19 protein-coding genes and 1 tRNA gene are annotated in these 20237 nt (G+C 59.3%); 15 read left to right on the top strand and 5 right to left on the bottom strand.

The features are described 5' to 3' along the window. Positions 1-3: 3 nt before the first annotated feature. Genes gspD through WNY37_RS12180 form a run of 12 tightly spaced genes read left to right on the top strand, consistent with a single transcriptional unit; the run spans position 4 to position 10545 of the window. Positions 4-1953, top strand: a complete 1950-nt coding sequence (gene gspD / locus WNY37_RS12235; protein ID WP_342973669.1) for a type II secretion system secretin GspD — start codon at positions 4-6, stop codon at positions 1951-1953. A gap of 28 nt (positions 1954-1981) precedes the next feature. Continuing rightward, a complete protein-coding gene (gspE, locus tag WNY37_RS12230) occupies positions 1982-3487 on the top strand; it encodes a type II secretion system ATPase GspE (RefSeq protein ID WP_342973668.1) in 1506 nt (501 codons plus the stop codon). Beyond that, positions 3465-4688 (top strand): type II secretion system inner membrane protein GspF, encoded by a 1224-nt coding sequence (gspF, locus tag WNY37_RS12225; RefSeq protein WP_342973667.1) that lies wholly within the window; start codon positions 3465-3467, stop codon positions 4686-4688. Before gspE ends, gspF begins: the two co-directional genes overlap by 23 nt. Positions 4689-4703: 15 nt before the next feature. After that, positions 4704-5153, top strand: a complete 450-nt coding sequence (gspG, locus tag WNY37_RS12220) for a type II secretion system major pseudopilin GspG (RefSeq protein WP_342973666.1) — start codon at positions 4704-4706, stop codon at positions 5151-5153. Between the two features lie 3 nt (positions 5154-5156). Next, entirely contained in the window at positions 5157-5636 is a 480-nt protein-coding gene (locus WNY37_RS12215) for a prepilin-type N-terminal cleavage/methylation domain-containing protein (protein WP_342973665.1), read from the top strand. Then, positions 5626-6009 (top strand): type II secretion system minor pseudopilin GspI, encoded by a 384-nt coding sequence (gene gspI, locus WNY37_RS12210; protein WP_342973664.1) that lies wholly within the window; start codon positions 5626-5628, stop codon positions 6007-6009. Before WNY37_RS12215 ends, gspI begins: the two co-directional genes overlap by 11 nt. Continuing rightward, positions 6006-6635, top strand: coding sequence for a type II secretion system minor pseudopilin GspJ (gspJ, locus tag WNY37_RS12205; protein WP_342973663.1), 630 nt, complete (start codon positions 6006-6008; stop codon positions 6633-6635). The genes gspI and gspJ overlap by 4 nt, the downstream gene beginning before the upstream one ends. Further along, positions 6632-7630 (top strand): type II secretion system minor pseudopilin GspK, encoded by a 999-nt coding sequence (gspK, locus tag WNY37_RS12200; protein ID WP_342973662.1) that lies wholly within the window; start codon positions 6632-6634, stop codon positions 7628-7630. The genes gspJ and gspK overlap by 4 nt, the downstream gene beginning before the upstream one ends. Before the next feature lie 2 nt (positions 7631-7632). Further along, a complete protein-coding gene (gene gspL, locus WNY37_RS12195; protein WP_342973661.1) occupies positions 7633-8802 on the top strand; it encodes a type II secretion system protein GspL in 1170 nt (389 codons plus the stop codon). Further along, complete coding sequence (gene gspM, locus WNY37_RS12190) at positions 8799-9296, top strand: type II secretion system protein GspM (protein WP_342973660.1); 498 nt, start codon at positions 8799-8801, stop codon at positions 9294-9296. Before gspL ends, gspM begins: the two co-directional genes overlap by 4 nt. Further along, positions 9293-10051, top strand: a complete 759-nt coding sequence (gspN, locus tag WNY37_RS12185; RefSeq protein ID WP_342973659.1) for a type II secretion system protein N — start codon at positions 9293-9295, stop codon at positions 10049-10051. The genes gspM and gspN overlap by 4 nt, the downstream gene beginning before the upstream one ends. Next, positions 10048-10545 carry a hypothetical protein gene (locus tag WNY37_RS12180; protein WP_342973658.1) on the top strand — a complete coding sequence of 166 codons (498 nt, stop codon included), beginning with the start codon at positions 10048-10050 and terminating at the stop codon, positions 10543-10545. The genes gspN and WNY37_RS12180 overlap by 4 nt, the downstream gene beginning before the upstream one ends. A gap of 28 nt (positions 10546-10573) precedes the next feature. On the opposite strand, the gene WNY37_RS12175 is transcribed toward WNY37_RS12180, so the two are convergent. After that, positions 10574-10649: transfer RNA gene (locus WNY37_RS12175), tRNA-Asn, on the bottom strand. Positions 10650-10960: 311 nt separating this feature from the next. After that, positions 10961-12229 (bottom strand): nucleoside transporter C-terminal domain-containing protein, encoded by a 1269-nt coding sequence (locus tag WNY37_RS12170; RefSeq protein ID WP_342973657.1) that lies wholly within the window; start codon positions 12227-12229, stop codon positions 10961-10963. Between the two features lie 251 nt (positions 12230-12480). Here WNY37_RS12170 and WNY37_RS12165 point away from each other — a divergent pair, with 251 nt between their 5' ends. Together WNY37_RS12165 and WNY37_RS12160 are read left to right on the top strand one after the other, a co-directional pair. Further along, positions 12481-13347, top strand: coding sequence for a phytanoyl-CoA dioxygenase family protein (locus WNY37_RS12165; protein WP_342973656.1), 867 nt, complete (start codon positions 12481-12483; stop codon positions 13345-13347). 111 nt (positions 13348-13458) lie between these two features. Further along, the gene (locus tag WNY37_RS12160) at positions 13459-14937 is read left to right on the top strand and encodes an adenosine deaminase (RefSeq protein ID WP_342973655.1); all 1479 of its coding nucleotides are present in this window, start codon (positions 13459-13461) and stop codon (positions 14935-14937) included. An 18-nt stretch (positions 14938-14955) separates the two neighbouring features. On the opposite strand, the gene WNY37_RS12155 is transcribed toward WNY37_RS12160, so the two are convergent. Further along, positions 14956-16089, bottom strand: a complete 1134-nt coding sequence (locus WNY37_RS12155) for a purine nucleoside permease (protein ID WP_342973654.1) — start codon at positions 16087-16089, stop codon at positions 14956-14958. Between the two features lie 251 nt (positions 16090-16340). On the opposite strand from WNY37_RS12155, the gene guaD reads away from it, so the two are divergent. Beyond that, complete coding sequence (guaD, locus tag WNY37_RS12150) at positions 16341-17660, top strand: guanine deaminase (RefSeq protein WP_342973653.1); 1320 nt, start codon at positions 16341-16343, stop codon at positions 17658-17660. 4 nt (positions 17661-17664) lie between these two features. Here guaD and WNY37_RS12145 read toward each other — a convergent pair whose 3' ends face one another. Further along, entirely contained in the window at positions 17665-18243 is a 579-nt protein-coding gene (locus tag WNY37_RS12145; RefSeq protein ID WP_342973652.1) for a TIGR00730 family Rossman fold protein, read from the bottom strand. Between the two features lie 27 nt (positions 18244-18270). Next, positions 18271-20070, bottom strand: coding sequence for a 5'-methylthioadenosine/S-adenosylhomocysteine nucleosidase (locus WNY37_RS12140; protein WP_342973651.1), 1800 nt, complete (start codon positions 20068-20070; stop codon positions 18271-18273). Positions 20071-20237 lie beyond the last annotated feature (167 nt).

Here is a 20237-nt window from a genome sequence, read left to right as displayed (position 1 = left end):
CACATGAAGACGCTCCTCACCGCTTGCGCCGTCGCTGCCCTGTCTGCACCATTCGCTACAGCCGAAATGCAGTCGCCGCAGGCCGCGCGCCATGTGCTCAGTCTGGACGACGTGGAGATCACAGCGCTGATCGACGATGTCTCCATCATCACAGGCTATACGTTTATCCTTCACCCCGATGTCGCGCGCACGCGCGTGACGGTATTGTCTCAGTCACCCATGACGACGGAGGAGGTGTTTCAGGTTTTCCTGTCGACGCTTCGTGTTCACGGCTTCGCTGCCATTCCGGCAGGCAAGGGCGTCTACCGCGTGGTGCCAGAGCAGCTGGCTGTAGGAGAAGCGGGAACGGTGAACGCTGGGCCGAATACTTTTATCACTGAGGTTTTCAGGTTCGACACATTCGGTGCGGTCGAGGCCGCTCAGATGATTAAACCAATCGTCGATGCGCAAGGTCAGGTGGTGGCCAATACGCGGTCGAACTCCGTCGTGGTGGTGGATTACGCGTCCAATATGCCCCGCATTCGTAGTATCGTTGACCAGCTGGACGCGGATGACCGGACCGAAGTTCAGTCCCTCGCCCTGAAAAGCGTGCCGTCCAAGGAGATGGCGGAAATCCTCAAGAGTCTGCTCGGCACGCGAGATGGAGAGGCCGTCAAGAATTTCGAAGTCTCTTCGTCGCCAACGAGCAATTCCATTATCGTCCGCGGAGACGCCACCATGGTGGCCCGGTCGATCCAGATCGCCCAGGAGCTGGACCAGGCTGAGCCGACCCGGGACAATCTGCGGGTGATCGAGCTCAACAATTCCAATGCCGAAGAGATCGTCCCGATTCTCGAGAAGATCGCTGCGACGATGGCTGAGCAGCGCGGACCGGCGGAGGGCGGCGTGCCGACCGCGACAATCGCGCATCACCCGGAGTCGAATTCTCTGATCATCAGTGCAACTCCGGACACACTTCTGGCGATGGAGCGAGTGGTCGAAGCGCTCGATAAGCGCCGCGCGCAGGTGCTGGTCGAAGCGATTATTGTCGAAATGTCCGACGACACGGCCCGAGAGCTTGGCGTTCAGTTCCTGCTGTCTGGTACGGGCGATTCCACGACACCATTTGCCAGCACCAACTTCACCCGTTCGGCCCCCAATCTGCTGGCGCTGGCCGGCGCCATCCTGACCGATGGTGACCTGCCCGGCGGCTCTAATGGTAGCCCTTTCACCAACGCTGCGATCAGCTCGCTTCTGGGTGTGAACGGTTCGCTGCTTGGCATTGGCGGCCAGGATGGAGACACGCTGTTTGGTGCCATCATCAACGCGGTCGAACAGGACACTAATTCCCGCGTCCTTTCCAAACCTTTCAACATGACGCTGGACAATGGAACGTCATCCTTGCTTGTCGGCCAGGATGTTCCGCTGACTTCTGGCGAAGTGCTGGGCGACGCCAATTCCAACCCGTTCCGGACGGTTCAGCGCAAACAGGTCGGCGTGAAGCTCGAGGTGACACCGCGCATCTCCTCCGACGACACCATCCGCCTCGATATCTATCAGGAGGTGTCCAATGTGGCCGATTTTATTGGTGGATCGTCTCCGGACCTCATCTTGAACACGCGCGAGTTCTCGACCAGCCTGCTGGCCGATGACGGCGAGATCATCGTTCTTGGCGGCTTGATTGAGCAGACAGATTCGAAAGTGAATTCAAAAGTTCCGCTGCTGGCAGATATCCCGGTGGCGGGTAATCTGTTCAAGTCCGAAGGGCGGGCGAATACGCGAACCAATCTGATGATCTTCATCAAGCCAACGATTGTCAGGGATCGTGACGATGCATCTCGCGTGACGGCGCGTAGTTACAACTATCTGCGCGCTCAGGACTTGCTGCGCGACAACAGGGTCGGCGTTGGCATGGATGAATTTCTGGGCGAAGTCCTGACGGGGCCCGTTCCTGTCACGGAGCCGTCCGAGTAAGCGCCAATCATAGCCAGGCCAATTGTGTATGAGTGAAATCGCCGGACATCGCACACTGACATACGCCTTTGCCCGCGACAAAGGCCTCGTGGTGTTGTCTGACGACGAAGAGACGATTGAGCTCGGCGTGCGCGCGGGTGCCGCTCCTCAATCCATCATCGAAGCCCGCCGCGCCCTGGGACGGCCGCTCCGCTTCCAGCATCTTGATGCTCAGCGTTTTGAGCGCGAACTTTCCGAACACTACGCGCGCAGCGCGGTCGATGGCGGCGAAACCGAAGCGGCCATGGACGGGCAGGGCGATCTTCACTCGCTTATCGACGATATTCCGCAAACGGCCGACCTTCTTGACGGGGACGATGACGCGCCCGTGGTCCGGCTGATCAATGGTTTGATCTATGAAGCGGTGAAACGCAGGGCGTCCGATATCCACATCGAGCCGCATGAGGACAATCTGTCGGTTCGTTACCGGATCGATGGCGTGTTGCAGGAAGTCCTGACGCCAACCCGCCGGTTGGCAGCGCCGCTCACCAGCCGCGTCAAGGTCATGGCGCGGCTCGATATCGCCGAAAAACGCATTCCGCAGGACGGGCGTATCTCTCTGTCGATTGGCGGGCGCTCGATCGATGTCCGCGTTTCGACTTTGCCATCCCGGTACGGCGAACGTGTCACTATGAGGCTGCTGGATACGCGCAACGCCTTGCTGAGCCTCAATGAGCTCGGCATGGATGAAGAGACGCTGACGCGCTTCCGATCCGTTCTCGCTCAACCCAACGGCATTACGCTCGTCACGGGGCCAACCGGCTCCGGCAAGACGACGACGCTCTATTCAGCGCTCTCTGTGCTGAACAATGGTCAGCGCAATGTCATGACGCTTGAAGATCCAATCGAGTATGGCCTGGAAGGCATTAGCCAGACGCAGATGCATCATAAGGTCGGTTTGACCTTCGCGGCGACGCTCCGGGCTATTCTCCGCCACGATCCTGATGTCGTCATGGTCGGTGAGATCCGCGATCTGGAGACAGCAAAAGTCGCGTTTGAGTTCGCGTCAACTGGCCGCCCAGTGCTGTCCACGGTGCATACCAACAGTGCGGCGGGCGCGATCCAGCGCCTGAGGGATATGGGGATCGAGCCTTACGTTCTGGCGGCAACCATGCGCGCCGTGCTTGCCCAGCGTCTGGTGCGTCGGTTGTGCCACCATTGCCGTTCCCCGCACGAAGCGACCGCTGATGAGAAGGCGATGTTCGGCATACCGGAACATGAAGCTCATACCTTCTTTCGGCCAGCCGGATGTATGAGCTGCTCGCAAACCGGCTATGAAGGCCGTCTCGGCGTTTATGAACTTCTCCTCGTCGATCAGGACTTGCGTCAGCTCATTCGCGACGATGCGTCCGAAGATGCTCTGGAGCGCCACGCCTTTGCAGGTCATGACAGCCTGTTCCGCAATGCTCGGCGTTACGTGACCGCAGGGGAGACGAGCGTCGAAGAGGTGTTGCGCGTCTGCCGCAAGGAGGATGAGCGCAGTGGCGGTCTATGATTATCAGGCCATCGGCGCGGATGGAAAGCGCACGTCCGGCGTCATAACCGCCGACTCAGCGCGTGCGGCACGCAAAGAGCTGCGCTTGCGCCAGCTCTCGCCGCTCGATGTCAGCGAAAGTCGCAAGGCCAAAGCCAAAGACGGCGTGACCGGACATGATCAGCGCTTGTCGGGCGGTGATCTTGTCGTCGCGACGCGCCAACTCGCCCTTCTGGTCAAGGCAGGCACGCCGGTTGAGGAAGCCATCGGTTCAGTTGCCGCCGAAGCGGAAAAGCCGGCGACCCGCAAAGTGTTCATGGGCGTTCGTTCATCGATTACGGATGGCTATTCGGTCTCTGAGGCCTTGAATGGTGCCCCGAAAGCCTTTCCGGCTTTCTATCGCGCCGTGGTCTCGTCTGGACAGGCCTCGAGCAAGCTCGACGAAGTGCTGGAGCGTCTTGCCACGCACCTCGAAAAATCACGCAAGATGAAGAACAAGATCCTCTCGGCGCTGATTTACCCGATCGTGCTGAGCGTCATCGCGCTGGTCGTGGTGACGCTGCTCATGGTCTTCGTGGTCCCCGCCATCGTTGAGCAATTCGACACGCTCGGCCAGGACCTGCCATGGCTGACGGAGGCCGTGATCGCAATTTCAGCCTTCTTGCGACGCTGGGGCATTGTTCTGATCCTGGTGATCATCGCCGCCGGTTGGGGCGCCAGGCGCCTGTTCCAGGTGCCCGCCGTGGCCGAAATGCGTGATCGCTTCATCCTGTCCCTGCCTGTTGTCGGCAAGCTTTCACGCGGCGTCTCATCAGCAGCCTTCGCGCGGACATTCGCGACATTGTCCGCCAGCGGTGCACCGGTTCCCGAGTGCCTTGGCGCTGCGCGAAATTCCATGTCGAATGCCGTCTTCCGCAAGGCCGTTTCGAGTGTCCGTCGCCGGGTGGAGGAAGGCTCCACACTTGCGCGTGCGATGCGGACCGAACAGGTTTTCCCGCCAATGCTGATCCATATGGTCGCCAGCGGCGAGCGCGGCGGCGACCTCGCCGGCATGATGGGGCGGGCAGCCGACTATCTCGAAGACGAATTCGACAATGCCACCACCGTCGCGCTCGGCCTGCTCGAGCCGCTGATGATTGTGTTCCTGGCAGGTATTGTCGCGCTGATCGTGCTATCGATCATGCTACCCATTCTACAGATCAATACGCTGGCCATTGGCTAGAAGAGGAGGCGTCGAATGACCCAGAAAAAGAAGCGCAAACCATCGAAGCAGGCCGGCTTCACCCTGACCGAGATCATGGTCGTGATCTTCATCATCGGCCTGCTGTCGACAGTCGTCCTGTTCAATGTCCTGGGTGCCCGTACTGATGCGCAGGTAAAGACGGCGCGCACGAATGTTGCGGCCCTGACCAACGCGCTCGAGCAGTATAGCCTCGACATGTATGACTATCCGACAGAACAACAGGGCCTTGAGGCGCTGGTGACTGAACCGGCCGGTGCCAATTCCGCAGGCACGTACCGCAAGGGCGGTTACATTCAGAAGCTGCCGCTCGACCCATGGGGTCGTCCATTTGTCTACCAGCGCCCTGCTGAGAAATCAGACAAGGCGTATGATCTATACTCGCTTGGCGCGGACGGTCAGGATGGCGGCGAGGAAGAGAATGCCGACATCGGTAACTGGAACTAGGGTTTGAAACACGCGCCCGCATACCGCTGCGAGACCGGGTTTACGCTGGTCGAAGTGTTGCTCGTGGTATTTATCATGAGCCTGATTACCGGCGTGGCTGTGCTGACACTGCCTGAGCGCGAAGATCCATACGAAAAAACGCTTGCCGAGGTGCAGCAAACAATCAGCGCGATCCGTGATCGTTCAATCCTGACCGGTGAGGTCCTGGGCGTATCGATCCACGATGACCGGGTCTCCATCGTCAGCTGGACAGGAACGGAATGGCAGCCGACAGGCAGAGCGGGGTTTGACCTGCCACCCAATGCTGAACTCGAGATTGTTCGCGAGCGCGGCGCTCGGCGCAGCAGTGATGGTCCGTCCGTCATCGTCTTCAACCCCCTCGGTGTGACAGAACCGGTGCGGCTCGACCTTCGCGCCGGGCCGCTCACCTTTGCGCTGAAGCTCACCGAAGATGGCGACCTGGTGGAAGCCAATGAAAGCTAGGCGCGCTCATCAGGCGGAGCGGGGCTTCAGCCTCGTTGAGACGGTCGCCGCTCTGGGCGTCCTGTCGCTGGCGGCGGTGCCGCTCATGCAGCTGTCGTCAGATGCTGTCGTCAATACTGCGCGTCTGGAGTCCCGGCTGCTGGCGCGGACCACCGCCGAGAACGTTCTCGCGCGGGCGATGGCTGACAATGCGCCTCTCGTGGTTGGTCAGGAGAATGGACGAGAAGAACAGCTTGGCCGCGAATACGACTGGTCACTCACCATCCTTCCCACCGAGCGTGAAGACCTCCTGCGTCTTGAAGTGCAGGTGCGCGAATCCGACCGCGAGCAGGTGTTGGCCCGATTGGCAACATTAAGGGCGGTCGAGCCATGACGCACCAGGCATCCAGCCAGTCCGGTTTCACCCTCACCGAAACGCTCGTGGCCCTGTTTATCCTGTCCATTCTTGCGGTGGCGGGCGGCAATTTGTTGTTGCGGGCCACACAAGCGGGCAAGCAGGTCAGAGACCGTGAAGCCGTGATCCGCACATTGGACATCGCGCAGGCCTTCATTCGAGATGACCTCGAAGCCATGGTGGCGCGCGGGTCTATCCCTGAAGACGGGTTTGGTGAACCGGTAAGTCTTGTCGGCGGGCGCACCAACCAGACTGATGCGCTTCTGAGATTTGTGCGCAATGGCTGGATCAATCCTAATCGTGTCATCCCCCGCAGCGGACTACAGACCATCCGCTACGAACTGACAGAAGACGGCGAACTGGTGCGGGCAGCCTACCTTCGCCCCGACCCGACCCCGAATACCAATGTCGCCCGCCGCGTGCTGCTCGATCATGTTGAAACGGTGGACCTGGTCTTCTGGCGAAATGGCCAGCCGTCTGCCTATTGGGAAGGACGTATTGCGCCGCCCGACAATGTTCTACCGGATCTGATCGATATGCGTATCGCGCTGGAGGATGGCCGCGTGCTCACGATCAGCGGCCTTGTCGGAGGGTTGCCGTCATGAGCCAGCATTCCCGACAGAATGAACGGGGGGTGGCTCTCGTCACCACTTTGATGATCGTTGCCGCCATGTCTGTTGTGGCCGTCACTCTTTCGACCGCCGTCTTGTCGAGTACGAACCGGGCAAAATCGCTTGATGCCAGCACGCAGGCGGACTGGTTGTCATATGCGGCTGAAGAATATGCGCGCCTGGTCGTCAACGACGTCATGATCGCGACGGCGGGCGCACTGTCTGACAGTATTGAAGGGCTAAATACCCCGCTGACTTTTGAGGCGGAGGGTGGACTGATCACCCTCACAGCCCGTGATGCGAGTAATTGCTTCAATCTGAACAGTCTCACCGGTCATCAGGCTTCGAACGACCGGACTGTCGGATCCGCAGCTCAAATCCATTCGCCGGCAACCGACCTCCTGGCACTCATCGAATTAGCGGGGCTCGACACGGTGGATGGTGAAGGCCTGGTCGCGAGCATTGTGGACTGGATCGATGCAGACCAGTCTCCAGGGCTTAATGGCGCTGAAGACAGCTATTATTCCAGTCCCACTATGAATTACCGAACGTCAGGACAGAAGCTGGCGGATGTGTCCGAGCTTCTGTCGGTTCGGCATTTCAGCGCCGACACGCTTGATGCCATGGAGCCGTTCATCTGCGCGCTGCCTGAGGAGACGCAGCCGCCTTTCAATATCAATACGATAACTGAGGCCCAGGCCCCACTTTTGTCTCTGGCCCTGTCAGGTGCACTTCCTGTCGATCGCGCGCGCGATCTTGTCTTTCAGCGCCCACAGGGAGGATGGAGTTCACTCGACGAGTTCATTGGCCTTCCGGACGTCGCTGAGATCTCGCCAGAACTGATACGCGCAGATATGCTCGGGAGAACATCCACCTATATCGACGTGCGGGCGGCGATCGAGTATCGCGGGACACGGCGGGTATTTGACTTGTTGTTTGCGGTGGACGAAGGCCGCACGCTTACTGTTCGCCGTGAGCGCAAAGGATAGTCGTGGCTGATCTTTTCATCCGCTTGCCGAAACTGCCGTCGGGGCGTCCGCTTTTTGCATGGCGGGCATCGGGCGAATGGCACTGCAGTGAAGAAAGGCCGGAGGGGCGGTTTGGGAACGGCGAGTCTGCAGTGGCGCTGGTGCCCGGCACATCGGTCACAGCCCACCGGGCCGAAATTGTTGCGCGCAAACCGGCAGAAGCGCGGCGCACGGCTCTCTTCGCCATAGAGGATGATCTCGCCCAGCCCGTTGAAGCGCTGCACGTCGCCCTTGGGCCTGCGGGCGAAGGGCCCACCCGAGACGTCCATGTTGCGTCCCTGGACGACATGCAGCGGTGGCTGGGCTATCTGAACGCGCTCGGCGTGCCGGAAGCTGACCTCGTTTGCGTGCATGCTCTGCTGCCCGGCGGGAATGTCGTCGTGGATATTGGTGACGAGCTTCTTTTCCGAAGTGACGCCACGACGTTCGCCTGTGACAGCGACGCGTCGGACGATCTGGTGCGGTCGATCGCACCAGACAGCATCGACACGGTTTACGGCACAGCGCTCGCGCGCCGATTGGACTCGGCGGCCCGGGTCGAGCCGCTGGACGGCCCCGAAGCCGCGCTCGCGCAGCTGGCTGAGTGGTACAACTCCAAAACGCCGTCCGCGCATGTCTCGCTGAGGCAGGGTGATTTCGCTGTGCGCCGTTCGATGGATCTCAAAGGGTTTGAACGCTGGCGCCTGGCGGGATCGCTGGCTTGCATCGCCGGCGTGGCGTGGCTCGGGGGAGCCTGGCTGGAAACTCAGGCGCTCGAGACCCAGGCTGCAGACCTGCGCTCGCGCACCAATATGATCGTTCGCAATTTTGCGCCCGAGGCCAATGGAAACGCTACCGCCGCAATTCAGAGCATGCAGCAGAGCCAGCGCTCAGCCGCAACCTCGATGCGCCCGACATCGGCCACAGCCGCTCTATATGAAGCTGTCGCGCCTGTTGAGAACACCGAGGTCCGCTCCCTCAGATATGACGCGAATACCGGACGCCTGACGGCGATGGTCGTATTCGATGACTATGCGCAGGCCGATGAGATCGGTAGTCGACTGGAAGGGATGGGTCTGTCTGTCACGCTTGGTGCCGCCCGTCAGTCTGGCGCGCGTGTTCTGGGCGAATTCAACATCGAGGCAGCAACATGAGCGGTTGGTGGGAAACGCTCTCCGGCCGCGAGAAAGGCCTGATCGGTGCAGCAGGGCTGCTCCTTCTTTGCGTGTTTGTCTGGTACGGTCTGGTGTCGCCAATCTCCTCGGCGCGAGACACCGCGCGGCTTGATCGCCTGGCGGCGGCAGATGAGCTGTCGCGCATCGAGCGCCTGGCCGCGTCAATCCGGGCCCGCTCAGCCTCCAGCGCCGCTGTCCCGGTCTCATCGAATGCGGCCATGAATGCCGATGCCTTCAAGACTGCGGTCACGCAGCAGGCGCAGTCTGCGGGTCTTTCAATCGCACGCCTCCAAAGCAGTGATGAGGGTCGTTTCTCGCTTGTCTTCGAGCAGGTCGATCCGCGCCAGCTTTTTTACTGGATGAGTAGCGTCGAGACTCAGCTCGGCGGGCGGATTGAGCGCATGAGTGTGGATCAAGCGGGCAATGGACGCGTTAGAGCCACGATAGAACTCAGTGGAGGTGCCGGTACTTGATCCGTTTCATTCTTGTCTTGGTGGTGCTCGGCGCCCTTGTCTGGTTTGCCGCGAGCCGGGTGCCGCTCGGCATGGTGCTGACCCGTCTGCCGCTCAACGATATGGGCGTTGAGTGGACGCAATCAGAAGGCACGGTCTGGGACGGACGAATGTCCGGCGTTTATATCAATGGCCAGCCGGTTGGCGATGTGGATGTCGCATTGAGGCCAGTGTCGTTGCTGTCGCTGTCGCCAACAATGGAAGTGCAGTGGGGCGGGGCAGGTGGCCGCGGTGCTGGCGTCGTCACGGTGAAGGGGTCAGGTGATATCTCCGCGAGCGACGTGCGCGTCGAGCAGAACATCTCGGCTCTGGAAAGCCTGACCAATGAAATTCGTTCGATCGGCGGGATTCTGCGGATCAATGGTGGCAGCGTCGAAATCGTCGATAATGTGTGCGTGTCCGCCTCCGGCAATGTCCAGACCGATGCGCTGACCCGTGCTGCCCAGCAATTTGGCCGGCAGTTTTCCACCCTCACAGGTACGATCACGTGCGAAGAGGGCGCCTTCAACATCGCGATGAATGGGGACAGCCCGGATGGCGACGTGCTGGACTTCAAAGCGATCGCCGACCTCAACGGAAATTCGCGGATTGATGTGACCGCTGAAACAGAAAGCGACGATATTGAGACGCTTCTGGCGCGTGGCGGTTTTACGAAGTCTGGAGACGTGTGGACGTATCAGCAAACCACCCAGGCCGGCGGAGGCGTAACGCCATGAGAACGACATTCAGCCTTGCAATCATCGCCTGTGCGGCGCTGGCGGCCTGCTCTTCGCAGGGTGAAAAGCCAGACGTGGCAGCGCCCGTACAAAGCGCGCCCTCATCCTTCATTCCCGCGACCAATGTCGTGCCAACAGGCGGTCTCGGCCCTCAGCAACTCGGCTCGAGAGAATGCGCGCTCTTCCTGTGGAGCAAGACAGACGCGACGCAGCTCATCTTTTTCGAGAAGGCACAGTCAGGCACCGCCACGATGAAACTCGGAACAGAGACTGTTAATGTCGTTCAGACGCGCAATTCGGGCGAGATCTTTGGCCAGTTTCTGACCGAGCAAGGTTTCGCTGGCCCGGCGGGCGAGCAGATTGTCGTGAGCGTTGTTCCAGGCGATCAGCTGGACGGCGGACAACGCGTCGAATCGGGAAAACTCTCGATCACCACGACAGAGCAGTGGACTACGGTGATTCCGGTGCTCGGCGTGCGTGCCTGCCAACCTTGAAGGCTTGATCGTCAGGGAAGGGTGAAAGTGGCTCCGCGAGTAGGACTCGAACCTACGACCGGGCGATTAACAGTCGCCTGCTCTACCAACTGAGCTATCGCGGATCACTTGCGAGACGGCTCCAATACCAAAGCAGCGCCCTGTGTCAAACGCCCTCTTGCAGCGAGGTGAAAAAAAACGGCGGGAGGCAAGCTCCCGCCGAGGCGTTGGGTGATGGTGGGTGTCTCCAAAGAAGACGAGACTAGGTATCTCGCGGAATGGTTAATGCGGCGTAAACAGATTGCCTGAAGCTTGTGATCGCCCGTCAATATTAAGGCCATAAACGCCGTGGACGCTTGGCCTGTCCCTTATTCTGAAACCAAACCTTAAACCGGTTTGCCAAACGGCGGTGCAGAGATAACCGAGTCGGCAAGCGTCAGGTCAGGAAGATACCAAGCAATGTGCCGTTGAGCAGGTTCGCCATCACGCCGGCCCACATGCTTTTAAGCCCCAAGTCCAGGAAGTCCTGCCTGCGGCTTCGGCACATGGCAGACAGGCCGCCAACCATGATGGCCAAAGCGCCAAAATTGGCGAAACCGCACAGCATATAGATCAACATGACGCGCGACCGGGGCGCCAATTGACCTTCTGCAATCGCTGACAGGTCGATGAAGGCGAGCAACTCGTTCAGAACCATCTTGATCCCGATGAGTCGTCCGGCATCCACGCAGTCTTCCCACGGAATGCCAAGAAGGTACATGAAGGGGGCGAGTAGCCAACCGAACAGTCGGCCTGTTGTCACCGGTCCGCCGTCGACGTCGGGAATCCAGGCGGCAAGAGCGATGTCAGTCAGCGCGATCAGGGCGACGGCTACGACAATCATCCCAACGACGAAGATGAACACGTTCACCCCGTCCTGAACGCCGCGTGCGAACGCGTCCATTGTCGACTGGTACAGTTTTGGCGGTGGCACCTCCTTCTGGATGGCGTCGTCAGCCGGTTCGGGCGGCTGCATGATTCGCGCCATCGCAATCGCTGCCGGGGCTGCCATGAAGGAGGCGACGATGACGTGCGATGCCGCTTCCGGAATCGTGACCTGGAGCAGGGTAATGTAGAGCGCCATGACTGTGCCGGCGACCGTCGCCATGGCTGCCGTCATGACAAGGAAGATGTCGGCGCGCGACATCCGCTCGAGATAGGGACGGACAATCATTGGCGCTTCGACCATGCCGAGGAAGATGCTGGCCGCCGTGCCGAGGCCAAGCGGGCCGGAAAGGCCAAGCGTCCGCTGGAGCACAAATCCGATCCCCTGGCACAGCTTTTCGAGGATGCCCCAGTGCCACAATATGGCGGCGATGGCAGACACCACGATCATCAGGGGCAGGATCTGGATCGCGAGGATCATATTGTTTTCCGGATTCACCTCGTCGAAGGGGGCGGGACCGCCTGCAAGGTATCCGAAAGCGAAGCGCGTGCCTTCACCTGTCGCCTGGAGCAACACGCCAAGCCCCGCCGCAATCGACTGAAGGGCCGTTCGAAGGAAAGGCACAGTGAACATGATGAATGCGAAGCCAACTTGCAGGCCGATCGCAATAGCGACCGTCCTGTACGGAATGCGGTTTCGGCCACTCGACCAGGCCCAGGCGATGGCGAGCAATAAAAGAAAGCCAAAAACGCTCCGCAGATTATCGAATGAGTAGTCCATCGCCCGCCTATCCCTCTTTGCCTTTTCGCATTCTCAGCTTCATGAGAAATGGGACCCGGTCGAGCAGGGCGACTGTGTGATTGGTCGGGACAGGTCGTTTGAGACCGATTGCTGGGCAGTCTCAGCCAGTCTTGTGACGATTTCCAGCAAAAGCACCAAACTTGCGCGCCTTGAGGGGCGGGGACTCGACAGCCTTGGACACCAAGCGAATGATGCGGCCTCGGCTTTACTTTTTGAACAGAGTTTTCGCGATGGTTGGAACGGTCAGTCTGAATACGGATATCGGCGTTTTTCACGTCGATCAGCTGGAAGAGCTGGATGCATTCTTTCGTGAGCACGGATTCGCGATCCTTCGCGGGCTCTATAGCAAGGATGGTCTCGAGGCGCTGACGGCTGAATGCGTCGCGGCACAGAACAAGGTAATCGAGGGCGATCTGGCCGCCCGCTATGGCAATTCGGTTCTGCTGGATGATGCCGTGAATGGCGAGGTTCGCTTCACGAATTACGTCCAATACATCACCGAAGTGTCTCCGGCGACGCGTGCATCCGTGCTTCATCCGGCCATCGAGGAACTCATGGAGAAGTGGGTTCCGGATGGTCACCTCAGGGAGCATTCCCGGTTCGGCGTTGTCTATCAGGATGCACGGGGCGGACGGAACTCCGGCTATCGGCGCATCGGCTGGCATTCTGACTGGCAGAGCGGTCCGCATCGCGATTGCTGGCCATCGGTGGCCTTCACCATCAACATCGATGCAACCAGCCCCGAAAACGGGTTTCTTCGGGTTGTGCCGGGCTCCCACAAATGGGCGACGCCTGCGCCCTACAAAAACGCGAACAACGTACCCGTTCCGGATGGCTCAGCGCCCACAGGTGGCTACACTGACGAGCCGCCACCGTTCGACATGCCGCTGGCCTTCGAGAAGGCGCCAGGAGAGATTGGCATCTATTGCGAGGCTGGCGATGTGCTGTTTCACGACGCCTATCTCTGGCATTCGGCGGCCGTCGCGACCAATGACCGGGCGATCCGTCGTCATGTGCGCGGCGGATGGATGTCGGGCGAACCAGACGTCCAGCCAGAAGACTTCATAGAAGACTTCGTGAAAAACGCAGCGCGATAGACCAGCGCTGACAACAGACTGATACTCACGCCCATGCTGCGCTCCGTCTTTCTTACACTTGCAGGCCTGTCTGGGATAAACCTCGTGGGTTGCACCACGCCGCCTGCGCCTATGAAGGTTGCGACCGCCCCATTGAGCGCCGAAGCCCGGACAGAGGCGCTATTTGAGCGGATCTCAGACGATCCGGTTCTGCTGCGCGTTTTCCTACGCGACATGCCGAAGGGCGGGGACTTGCACAATCACGCGTCCGGAACACCGTATGCTGAGGAATATCTTGATTGGGCGGCGCGCCGGGACTTCTGCATCGATGAAGCGGAAGAAGCGATCGTCGAGCCGCCTTGTGACGGGGCGGACCAGGTGTCGGCGAATGGATTGATGCGCTCTGACCCCGACCTTTATTCAGAACTGGTCGATGCCTTGTCTGTCCGTGACCTGATAAGCGGCGTGCAGTCCGAACAGTCAGGCCACAAGCAGTTCTTTTCGAGCTTCGGAAAATTCTTTCCGATTGTGCGTGAAGAGCCGGCTCGAACGCTGGCATCGGTGAAGCGCCTCGCGGCCGATGACCGGGTGTCCTATGTCGAGCTGATGTTCAATCCGGGTCCGATCGACAGTTACTTCTCGCAAGTGGTGGACCCTGAATGGGATGAAAACGACCTGGAAGCGGCTTTCCAGCGTTTGGCGCCGGAAATTGAGCCTCTGATCCAGCAATCGCTAGCTGAAAGGCGAGCGGTCGAAGATGACGCAAATGGGCTTCTTGGTTGCGAAGATGACCAGCCGGACGCGGGATGTGACGTGACCGTCTATTACAACACTTACGGTCTTCGCCGTTTCCCGAATGAGCAGTTGTTCCGGCAGCTCGCGCTCGGCTTTGCCCTTATTGAAGCTGACCCGAAGTCCGTTGGTATTTCACTTGTCGAGCCTGAGGACGATCCGCGTTCGATTGAAAATTACGACCTCCACATGAGGATGATCGCTTTCCTGAGTGAGAAATATCCGACCGCAAAGGTCACCTTACATGCCGGTGAACTCACGCTGGGGCTTGCACCATCTTCCGCGCTTCGAACCCATATTCGTGACGCCATCATGATTGCGGGATCGCAGCGCATTGGACATGGCATCGACATCGCCTGGGAGCATCAGAGCCGCGATACGCTTGACCGCATGGCAAACGAAAAGATCGCGGTCGAAATCAACCTCGTCAGTAACGACGTCATTCTCGGCGTACGCGGCGCGCAGCATCCGCTAAACTTATATCTGTCGTCGGATGTGCCCGTTGTTCTGTCGACGGATGATCAGGGCGTTCTGCGGACTGATATGACGGAGCAGTATGTTCGCGCCGCACTGGAGCATGGGCTCGACTATGCAGCGCTCAAACAGGTCGCGCGTAACAGTCTGGAATACGCGTTTGTGCCAGGAGATAGCATTTGGAGCGAGGGAGAAGTTGGCGTCATCTCGGATGCGTGTAACTCGCTTTCATCCGCCGCATGCGATGCGCTGGCAGCGGAAAGTCCGAAAGCAGACCTTCAGCGCCAGCTTGAGCGTGACTTCACGGCCTTTGAAAACGACATCGCTGAATGGGATATCCGCTGACGCACTTCCGGTAGCGCCTTATTCGACGCCCGGAACAGTGTCTTCGTACTCGTCCCAATTCTCGGTGATCTCGTCCACGACAAAACCGCCAACCAGGTAAAGACTTTCCAATGATGCCAGCATGCCGGCAAAGCCCTTGTTTTCGTCGAGAAGGTTTTCAGCGGCTGTCTTGCCTTCAGGCTGCATCGTATAGTTGCTGCCAGCCCGCAGCACCATGAAGCGGTCCTTGTCGACCTTCTCAATCCGATCGAGATAATCGATGGCGAGATAGGTGCCGGTCTCTTCCATGGCCGAGGTGACGAATTCGCCCTGGCCATCGGTCCAGTAGTCGACCCAGTCATTGGCCCAGTCATTGAGGATCTTGCCGTGCCAGAACGTCATGGCGGCGAGATGTTCGCCTTTCAGGACGAAGGGTGGTTTTTGCGCCATTTCATAATTCACATATTCGGCCCGTGCCTCGGCGAGGCCATCAAGGTCCGGCAGGTCCAGATCCTTGGTCAGCTCATACGCCCAGTCGCGCAGGCCTTCATTGATCTTGTACATCTCACCCGTCGGCTCCGGCTTGTCTGGATCATATGGTTTCGTCGTGTAGCGAGGGAAATAACCGGTCGGCCAGTCCTCCGGTTTCTCTCGCGCGTCGATTTCATGGGAGAGGTCGCCATCGACCAGATAGGCAGACCAGACGGCAGAGCCAATCGACGCATCTTCCGGATCGACGCCAGCGATGCCCGCGACCAGCCAGTACGCCTTTGAAAGGTCGAACCGGCTATCCAGCCCGAGTGCCATGGTCGCGGTGGCGGCGCGCGCCGTACCGATGCCCGTCACCATGGCGAGAACCTGATTTTCCTCGTCATAGAAAAGATCATGATAGGACTGCGGAAACGGGATCTGCATGTCGAGTGGACGACGTTCTTTCCAGAGCTGGAATTCGGCCGGTATGTCACCTTCGTCTTCGCCAATCTCGAACATGGTCACCACGACGACTTTAACGGGCAGCGACACGGGGCAATAATCGCCCGGCACACAGTCCAGGACAGAGACCGGCGTTTCGGTTTCGGCCTCGGCGGGCGGGGGCACTTTGGCGCAGCCAGAAACGAGCGCTGCCAATGTCGCCGCGCCGATGAGCGTCTTGCCTGCTGAAAATATCGTCATTTGTAGGCCCCCTGTGCCGTCTGATGATGTCTGTCATGACAGTAAGGGGCGGTTGGTTTTCTTTGGTCAACGATGCGTTGATTGAGGCGATTGAAGTCGATTGATCTGCTCTGAAGCATACCAGTTCGCCCAAGGGATGCTCAATTGCTGAACTCCAGGGCAGCGGCGCGGCGAGTATTCGCCAGCATCACTTCCAACTGGACTCAGCTTGTTGACTGCTGTGGTCTGAATAACACTAGAAGAAAATGGCAATGACCACGGCTGGAGGCATCGACACTGGTATGACCGACAAGGTGCTGCGCGGGCGGGTCCTGACGTTTGTCCGGCGTCCGCGCGCGTTCGATGACGACGGTAGCTACGAGTTCTGGGATGATGGCGCGGTTGCGATTTCCAGTGGCAAGATCGTCTGGCGCGGCGGGTTCGGCGATCTGCCGAATGACTATGCCGGGATGGATGTCGTCGACCATCGGCCGGGGCTGATCTTGCCCGGCTTCATCGATGCGCACGCTCACTACGTGCAGATGCGGGTCATCGCGAGCTATGGTACCCAACTTCTCGACTGGCTTGAACGCCATACATTTCCGGAAGAGGCGCGTTTTGAAGATGCCGCCTATGCCGAGCAGGTCGCTAGCCATTATCTGGATGAGTTGATCCGGCAGGGTGTCACAACGGCGGTCGTTTACGGGTCGTCTCACAAGGCGTCCATGGATGCCTTCTTCAGCGAGGCGCATGCGCGCGGCATGTGTATGATCGCGGGCAAGACGCTGATGGACCGCGGCGCTCCGGCCGTGCTGCTTGATACGGCCCGATCGGGCTACGACGACAGTAAGGCGCTCATCAATGCCTGGCATGGCAAGGGGCGGCTACACTACGCGATCACGCCGCGCTTCGCGATCACATGCAGCGCTCAACAACTCGAACTTGCCGGCACGCTTCTCAAGGAAGAAGAGGGGGTCTACCTGCAGACCCATCTGTCCGAAAATCATGACGAGATCGAAGAGACTTTACGGCTCTATCCGTCGGCGCGCGATTATCTCGACGTCTATGAAACTGCCGGTCTGCTCGGTGAGCGCTCTCTCTTTGGTCACTGCCTGCACCTTACGGACCGGGAGCGTGATGCCATGCGGGCCAGCCAGTCGGTGGCCGTTTTCTGTCCAACCTCGAACACCTTCCTCGGAAGTGGCCTGTTCGACTATGACGGGCTGAGGGATGCGGGCATCCCGGTGGCGCTTGCCAGCGACGTTGGCGGGGGGACCAGCTACTCGATGTTGGCTACGGCCGCCGAGGCCTACAAGGTTTGTCAGATGCGGGGATACAGCCTGAATCCGCTTGAGAGCTTTTACCAGATGACGCGCGGAAACGCCGACGCCCTCTCGATGGCGGATCAGATCGGGTCAATCGAGCCGCAATGCGCCGCCGATCTCATTGTCCTCGACAGTCTCGCCACGCCAGCCATGACGGTGCGCATGGAAACGGCTGAGAGCCTCCAGGACGAGTTGTTCGTGTTGCAGACGCTCGGTGATGACCGCAGCATCACGGCCACTTACGTCGCCGGTCGCCAGCTGAAGTAGACGATTATCGCTCTTCGGGCTTCAGCCACTTCTTGACCAGCGGTGGTTCGAACGTCGTGAGTTCATCAAGCAGTTTGACCGGGTCATTGCCGACGAGCGTCATGCCGCGATGAACCGCTTTCACGAAGCCTTCTTCGACCATATGGTCCAGGAAGGTTTCGAGCGCATCGTAAAACCCGTTCACATTATAGAGCGCCAGCGGTTTGCGGTGCACGCCGAGCTGCGTCCACGTCCAGACCTCGAACATTTCCTCCATTGTGCCAATCCCGCCGGGGAGGCTGACAAAGGAGGAGGAGAGATCGTGCATGATCTGCTTTCGCTCATGCATGGAATCGACGATGCGTAGATCGGTCAGTGTTTCGTGCGCCTGCTCGAGATCGAAGAGCTGACGTGGCAGGACACCAATGACCTCGCCGCCAGCCTCCAGGGCGCCGTTGGCAACAGCACCCATCAGTCCGTCCCGGGCGCCGCCATAAACAACGCCAAAGCCCTTACCGGCGATGAGGGCACCAAACTCGTAACCGGCCTTCATATAGGCTTCGCCCTTACCGGTGTTCGATCCGCAAAAAACGCATATTCTCAAGCGTGTGGTTCCTTTACTCAAAACGATTTATTGGGCCGTCGCCGCGAGGTCGCTGAGATCGGCCAGAAATTCCGCCCGCAGGCTGTCCAGCGCGAGCTTGTGCTCCGCCACAGCCGGGTTTGCAAGGTAGCCGTGGCCGTCCGGCATCGCTGCCCAGTCATTGCCCAGCCAGGCGACTTTTCGGCCCGTTTCGCTTAAGCTGAGATCGTTATGTCCGCTGCTCATCCGGTCGAGTGTATCGAGCAGATCACTCATGGCTTCAGCCTCAAACGCGCCGCCATCGGTGTTGCCCAGCGTGTAAAAACGGTCCTCGACCGGATAATAGGTGTAACCAAGATCAAAGTTGCCGTCCGCCTGACCCAGCATCATACCGAATACGGATTCAAGGCTGTCGACGGATAGCAAGTCGTATTGGCCGTGCTCGATCAGATGAAACGCAGAAAGATCTGCAGACTGATCGTCATATACGGGGCAGTGGGCGATAACCCCTTCCTGCATAAAGACATATCCGAAGGCGCTGGCGATAGCCGCAGCGGTGTCGAGGTCATCAGGCTCATCTGATGCGAGGCGCATGGCGAGCGACGGCGACGTTCGGCCTTTCCATCCGCCCCAGACCTCCAGGACCACGGGATCGGAGAGCGCTTTGGAGGAAGGGGCCACAAGTTGCGCGATGTCTTCTGCCCTCTGGATTTGTGTCGCCAGAAAAGCCTTGTGGGCCGTATCGTCTGAAAGCATGCCCATCAATTGCGCCGCCTTCGGCTCTCCCAATGACAGGCCAGCGGCTTTCGAGGCAGCAGAGAAATTGATCTCGCAATAGTCTTTCTGGGTGAAGGCCTGTGGCCGAGCGCCCTGAGCGCTTCCATAGGCGTCCAGAAATGCCAGAACCACTGCGGCGGAGTTTTCGGCCGCCAGATGCTGGAACGCCGTTATTTCATTCTCTTCAGCTTGTCCGCCGCCCGCCAGATCCGACAGGCTGCGGAAGGCTATGAAGGGCACATCGTTCGAGTAGGCCACCATCGCGATTGCGGCAGTTTCCATTTCCGCGACCTGCGCGTCGAACGTCGTGTGGAGATAATCGCGGAACCGCGCATTATCCATGAAAATGGATCCGGTGACACCATTTCCGCCGACGACAACTTCGGGGGCTTCAGGCAGGCACAATCCGTGATCGTCGCATTGTTTGAGCTTCGCGCTGCTGGCGACCGTGTCTGCAAGCGCCAGAAGGTCCGGCGTGGCGTCAAACCAGATCTTGCGCTCTGGATCGCTATCGCCGGGGCGGGAAATACGAACCCCGCGCGTGCCGATGAAGTCGAATGCTGGCATTTCCGGCTCGACGCCCGCATGCGGCTTGTATTCGCCAGGTGCCGTCTCTCGCATATAGACGGACTCATTATACTGGGCCCATCTTGCCGGGACGGTGACGTCACCAATGCTGAGCGATGGATCGAGACCGCCGGCAACGCCGCTGACGATGATGGCGCTGACATCGAAGCGTCGCAGGAGCCGTTCGGTGGTCATCGTGGCATTGACCAAGCTGACGCCTGTTTCGAACAGGATGACGTCCTCGCCCTGCATCTCGCCAGTCCAGTAGGAGACACCGTTGATCTTGTACTCAGCGGCGTTTTTCAGTTCCGGAATCAGGGCTGCAAATTCAGGTGCGTAGGCCGTGGCGATGGCGATCCGGGGTGTCTCGCCGCCGCTCGGCGCTGGATTGGCGTCCACCTCCATGACGACCGGTTTGCTCTGACACCCGGTCAGACAAACCAGCGCGGCCAATCCGACAAATCGTGCCGGCCAATTTGGCAGTGTCGATAAAAAAGATTTCATTGGAGCGCTCTCTGAAGCCGACGTCGGTTAGTGTGATCCCAGAGTTGTGGCCTTCCTGCTTCACTGCAATCACTGCTTCGCCTTAAGCGGTCGATGCCTGTTTCGTGATCGCATCGCTGGCATGGCGGTGATGTTGTGATCGATATCTACGCATTAATACTCATTAA

Source organism: Henriciella sp. AS95 (assembly GCF_038900055.1).
Taxonomy (GTDB): domain Bacteria; phylum Pseudomonadota; class Alphaproteobacteria; order Caulobacterales; family Hyphomonadaceae; genus Henriciella.
The sequence above is the reverse complement of the archived record's forward strand: the minus strand, read 5'-3'. Positions and strand labels throughout refer to the sequence as shown.

Bases quoted from the DNA above. Each gene is read 5' to 3' on its own strand.
- gspD (WP_342973669.1), top strand. From the start codon at position 4: ATGAAGACGCTCCTCACCGCTTGCGCCGTCGCTGCCCTGTCTGCACCA.
- gspE (WP_342973668.1), top strand. From the start codon at position 1,982: ATGAGTGAAATCGCCGGACATCGCACACTGACATACGCCTTTGCCCGC.
- gspF (WP_342973667.1), top strand. From the start codon at position 3,465: ATGAGCGCAGTGGCGGTCTATGATTATCAGGCCATCGGCGCGGATGGA.
- gspG (WP_342973666.1), top strand. From the start codon at position 4,704: ATGACCCAGAAAAAGAAGCGCAAACCATCGAAGCAGGCCGGCTTCACC.
- gspI (WP_342973664.1), top strand. From the start codon at position 5,626: ATGAAAGCTAGGCGCGCTCATCAGGCGGAGCGGGGCTTCAGCCTCGTT.
- gspJ (WP_342973663.1), top strand. From the start codon at position 6,006: ATGACGCACCAGGCATCCAGCCAGTCCGGTTTCACCCTCACCGAAACG.
- gspK (WP_342973662.1), top strand. From the start codon at position 6,632: ATGAGCCAGCATTCCCGACAGAATGAACGGGGGGTGGCTCTCGTCACC.
- gspM (WP_342973660.1), top strand. From the start codon at position 8,799: ATGAGCGGTTGGTGGGAAACGCTCTCCGGCCGCGAGAAAGGCCTGATC.
- WNY37_RS12180 (WP_342973658.1), top strand. From the start codon at position 10,048: ATGAGAACGACATTCAGCCTTGCAATCATCGCCTGTGCGGCGCTGGCG.
- WNY37_RS12170 (WP_342973657.1), bottom strand. From the start codon at position 12,229: ATGGACTACTCATTCGATAATCTGCGGAGCGTTTTTGGCTTTCTTTTA.
- WNY37_RS12165 (WP_342973656.1), top strand. From the start codon at position 12,481: ATGGTTGGAACGGTCAGTCTGAATACGGATATCGGCGTTTTTCACGTC.
- WNY37_RS12160 (WP_342973655.1), top strand. From the start codon at position 13,459: ATGAAGGTTGCGACCGCCCCATTGAGCGCCGAAGCCCGGACAGAGGCG.
- WNY37_RS12155 (WP_342973654.1), bottom strand. From the start codon at position 16,089: ATGACGATATTTTCAGCAGGCAAGACGCTCATCGGCGCGGCGACATTG.
- guaD (WP_342973653.1), top strand. From the start codon at position 16,341: ATGACCACGGCTGGAGGCATCGACACTGGTATGACCGACAAGGTGCTG.
- WNY37_RS12140 (WP_342973651.1), bottom strand. From the start codon at position 20,070: ATGAAATCTTTTTTATCGACACTGCCAAATTGGCCGGCACGATTTGTC.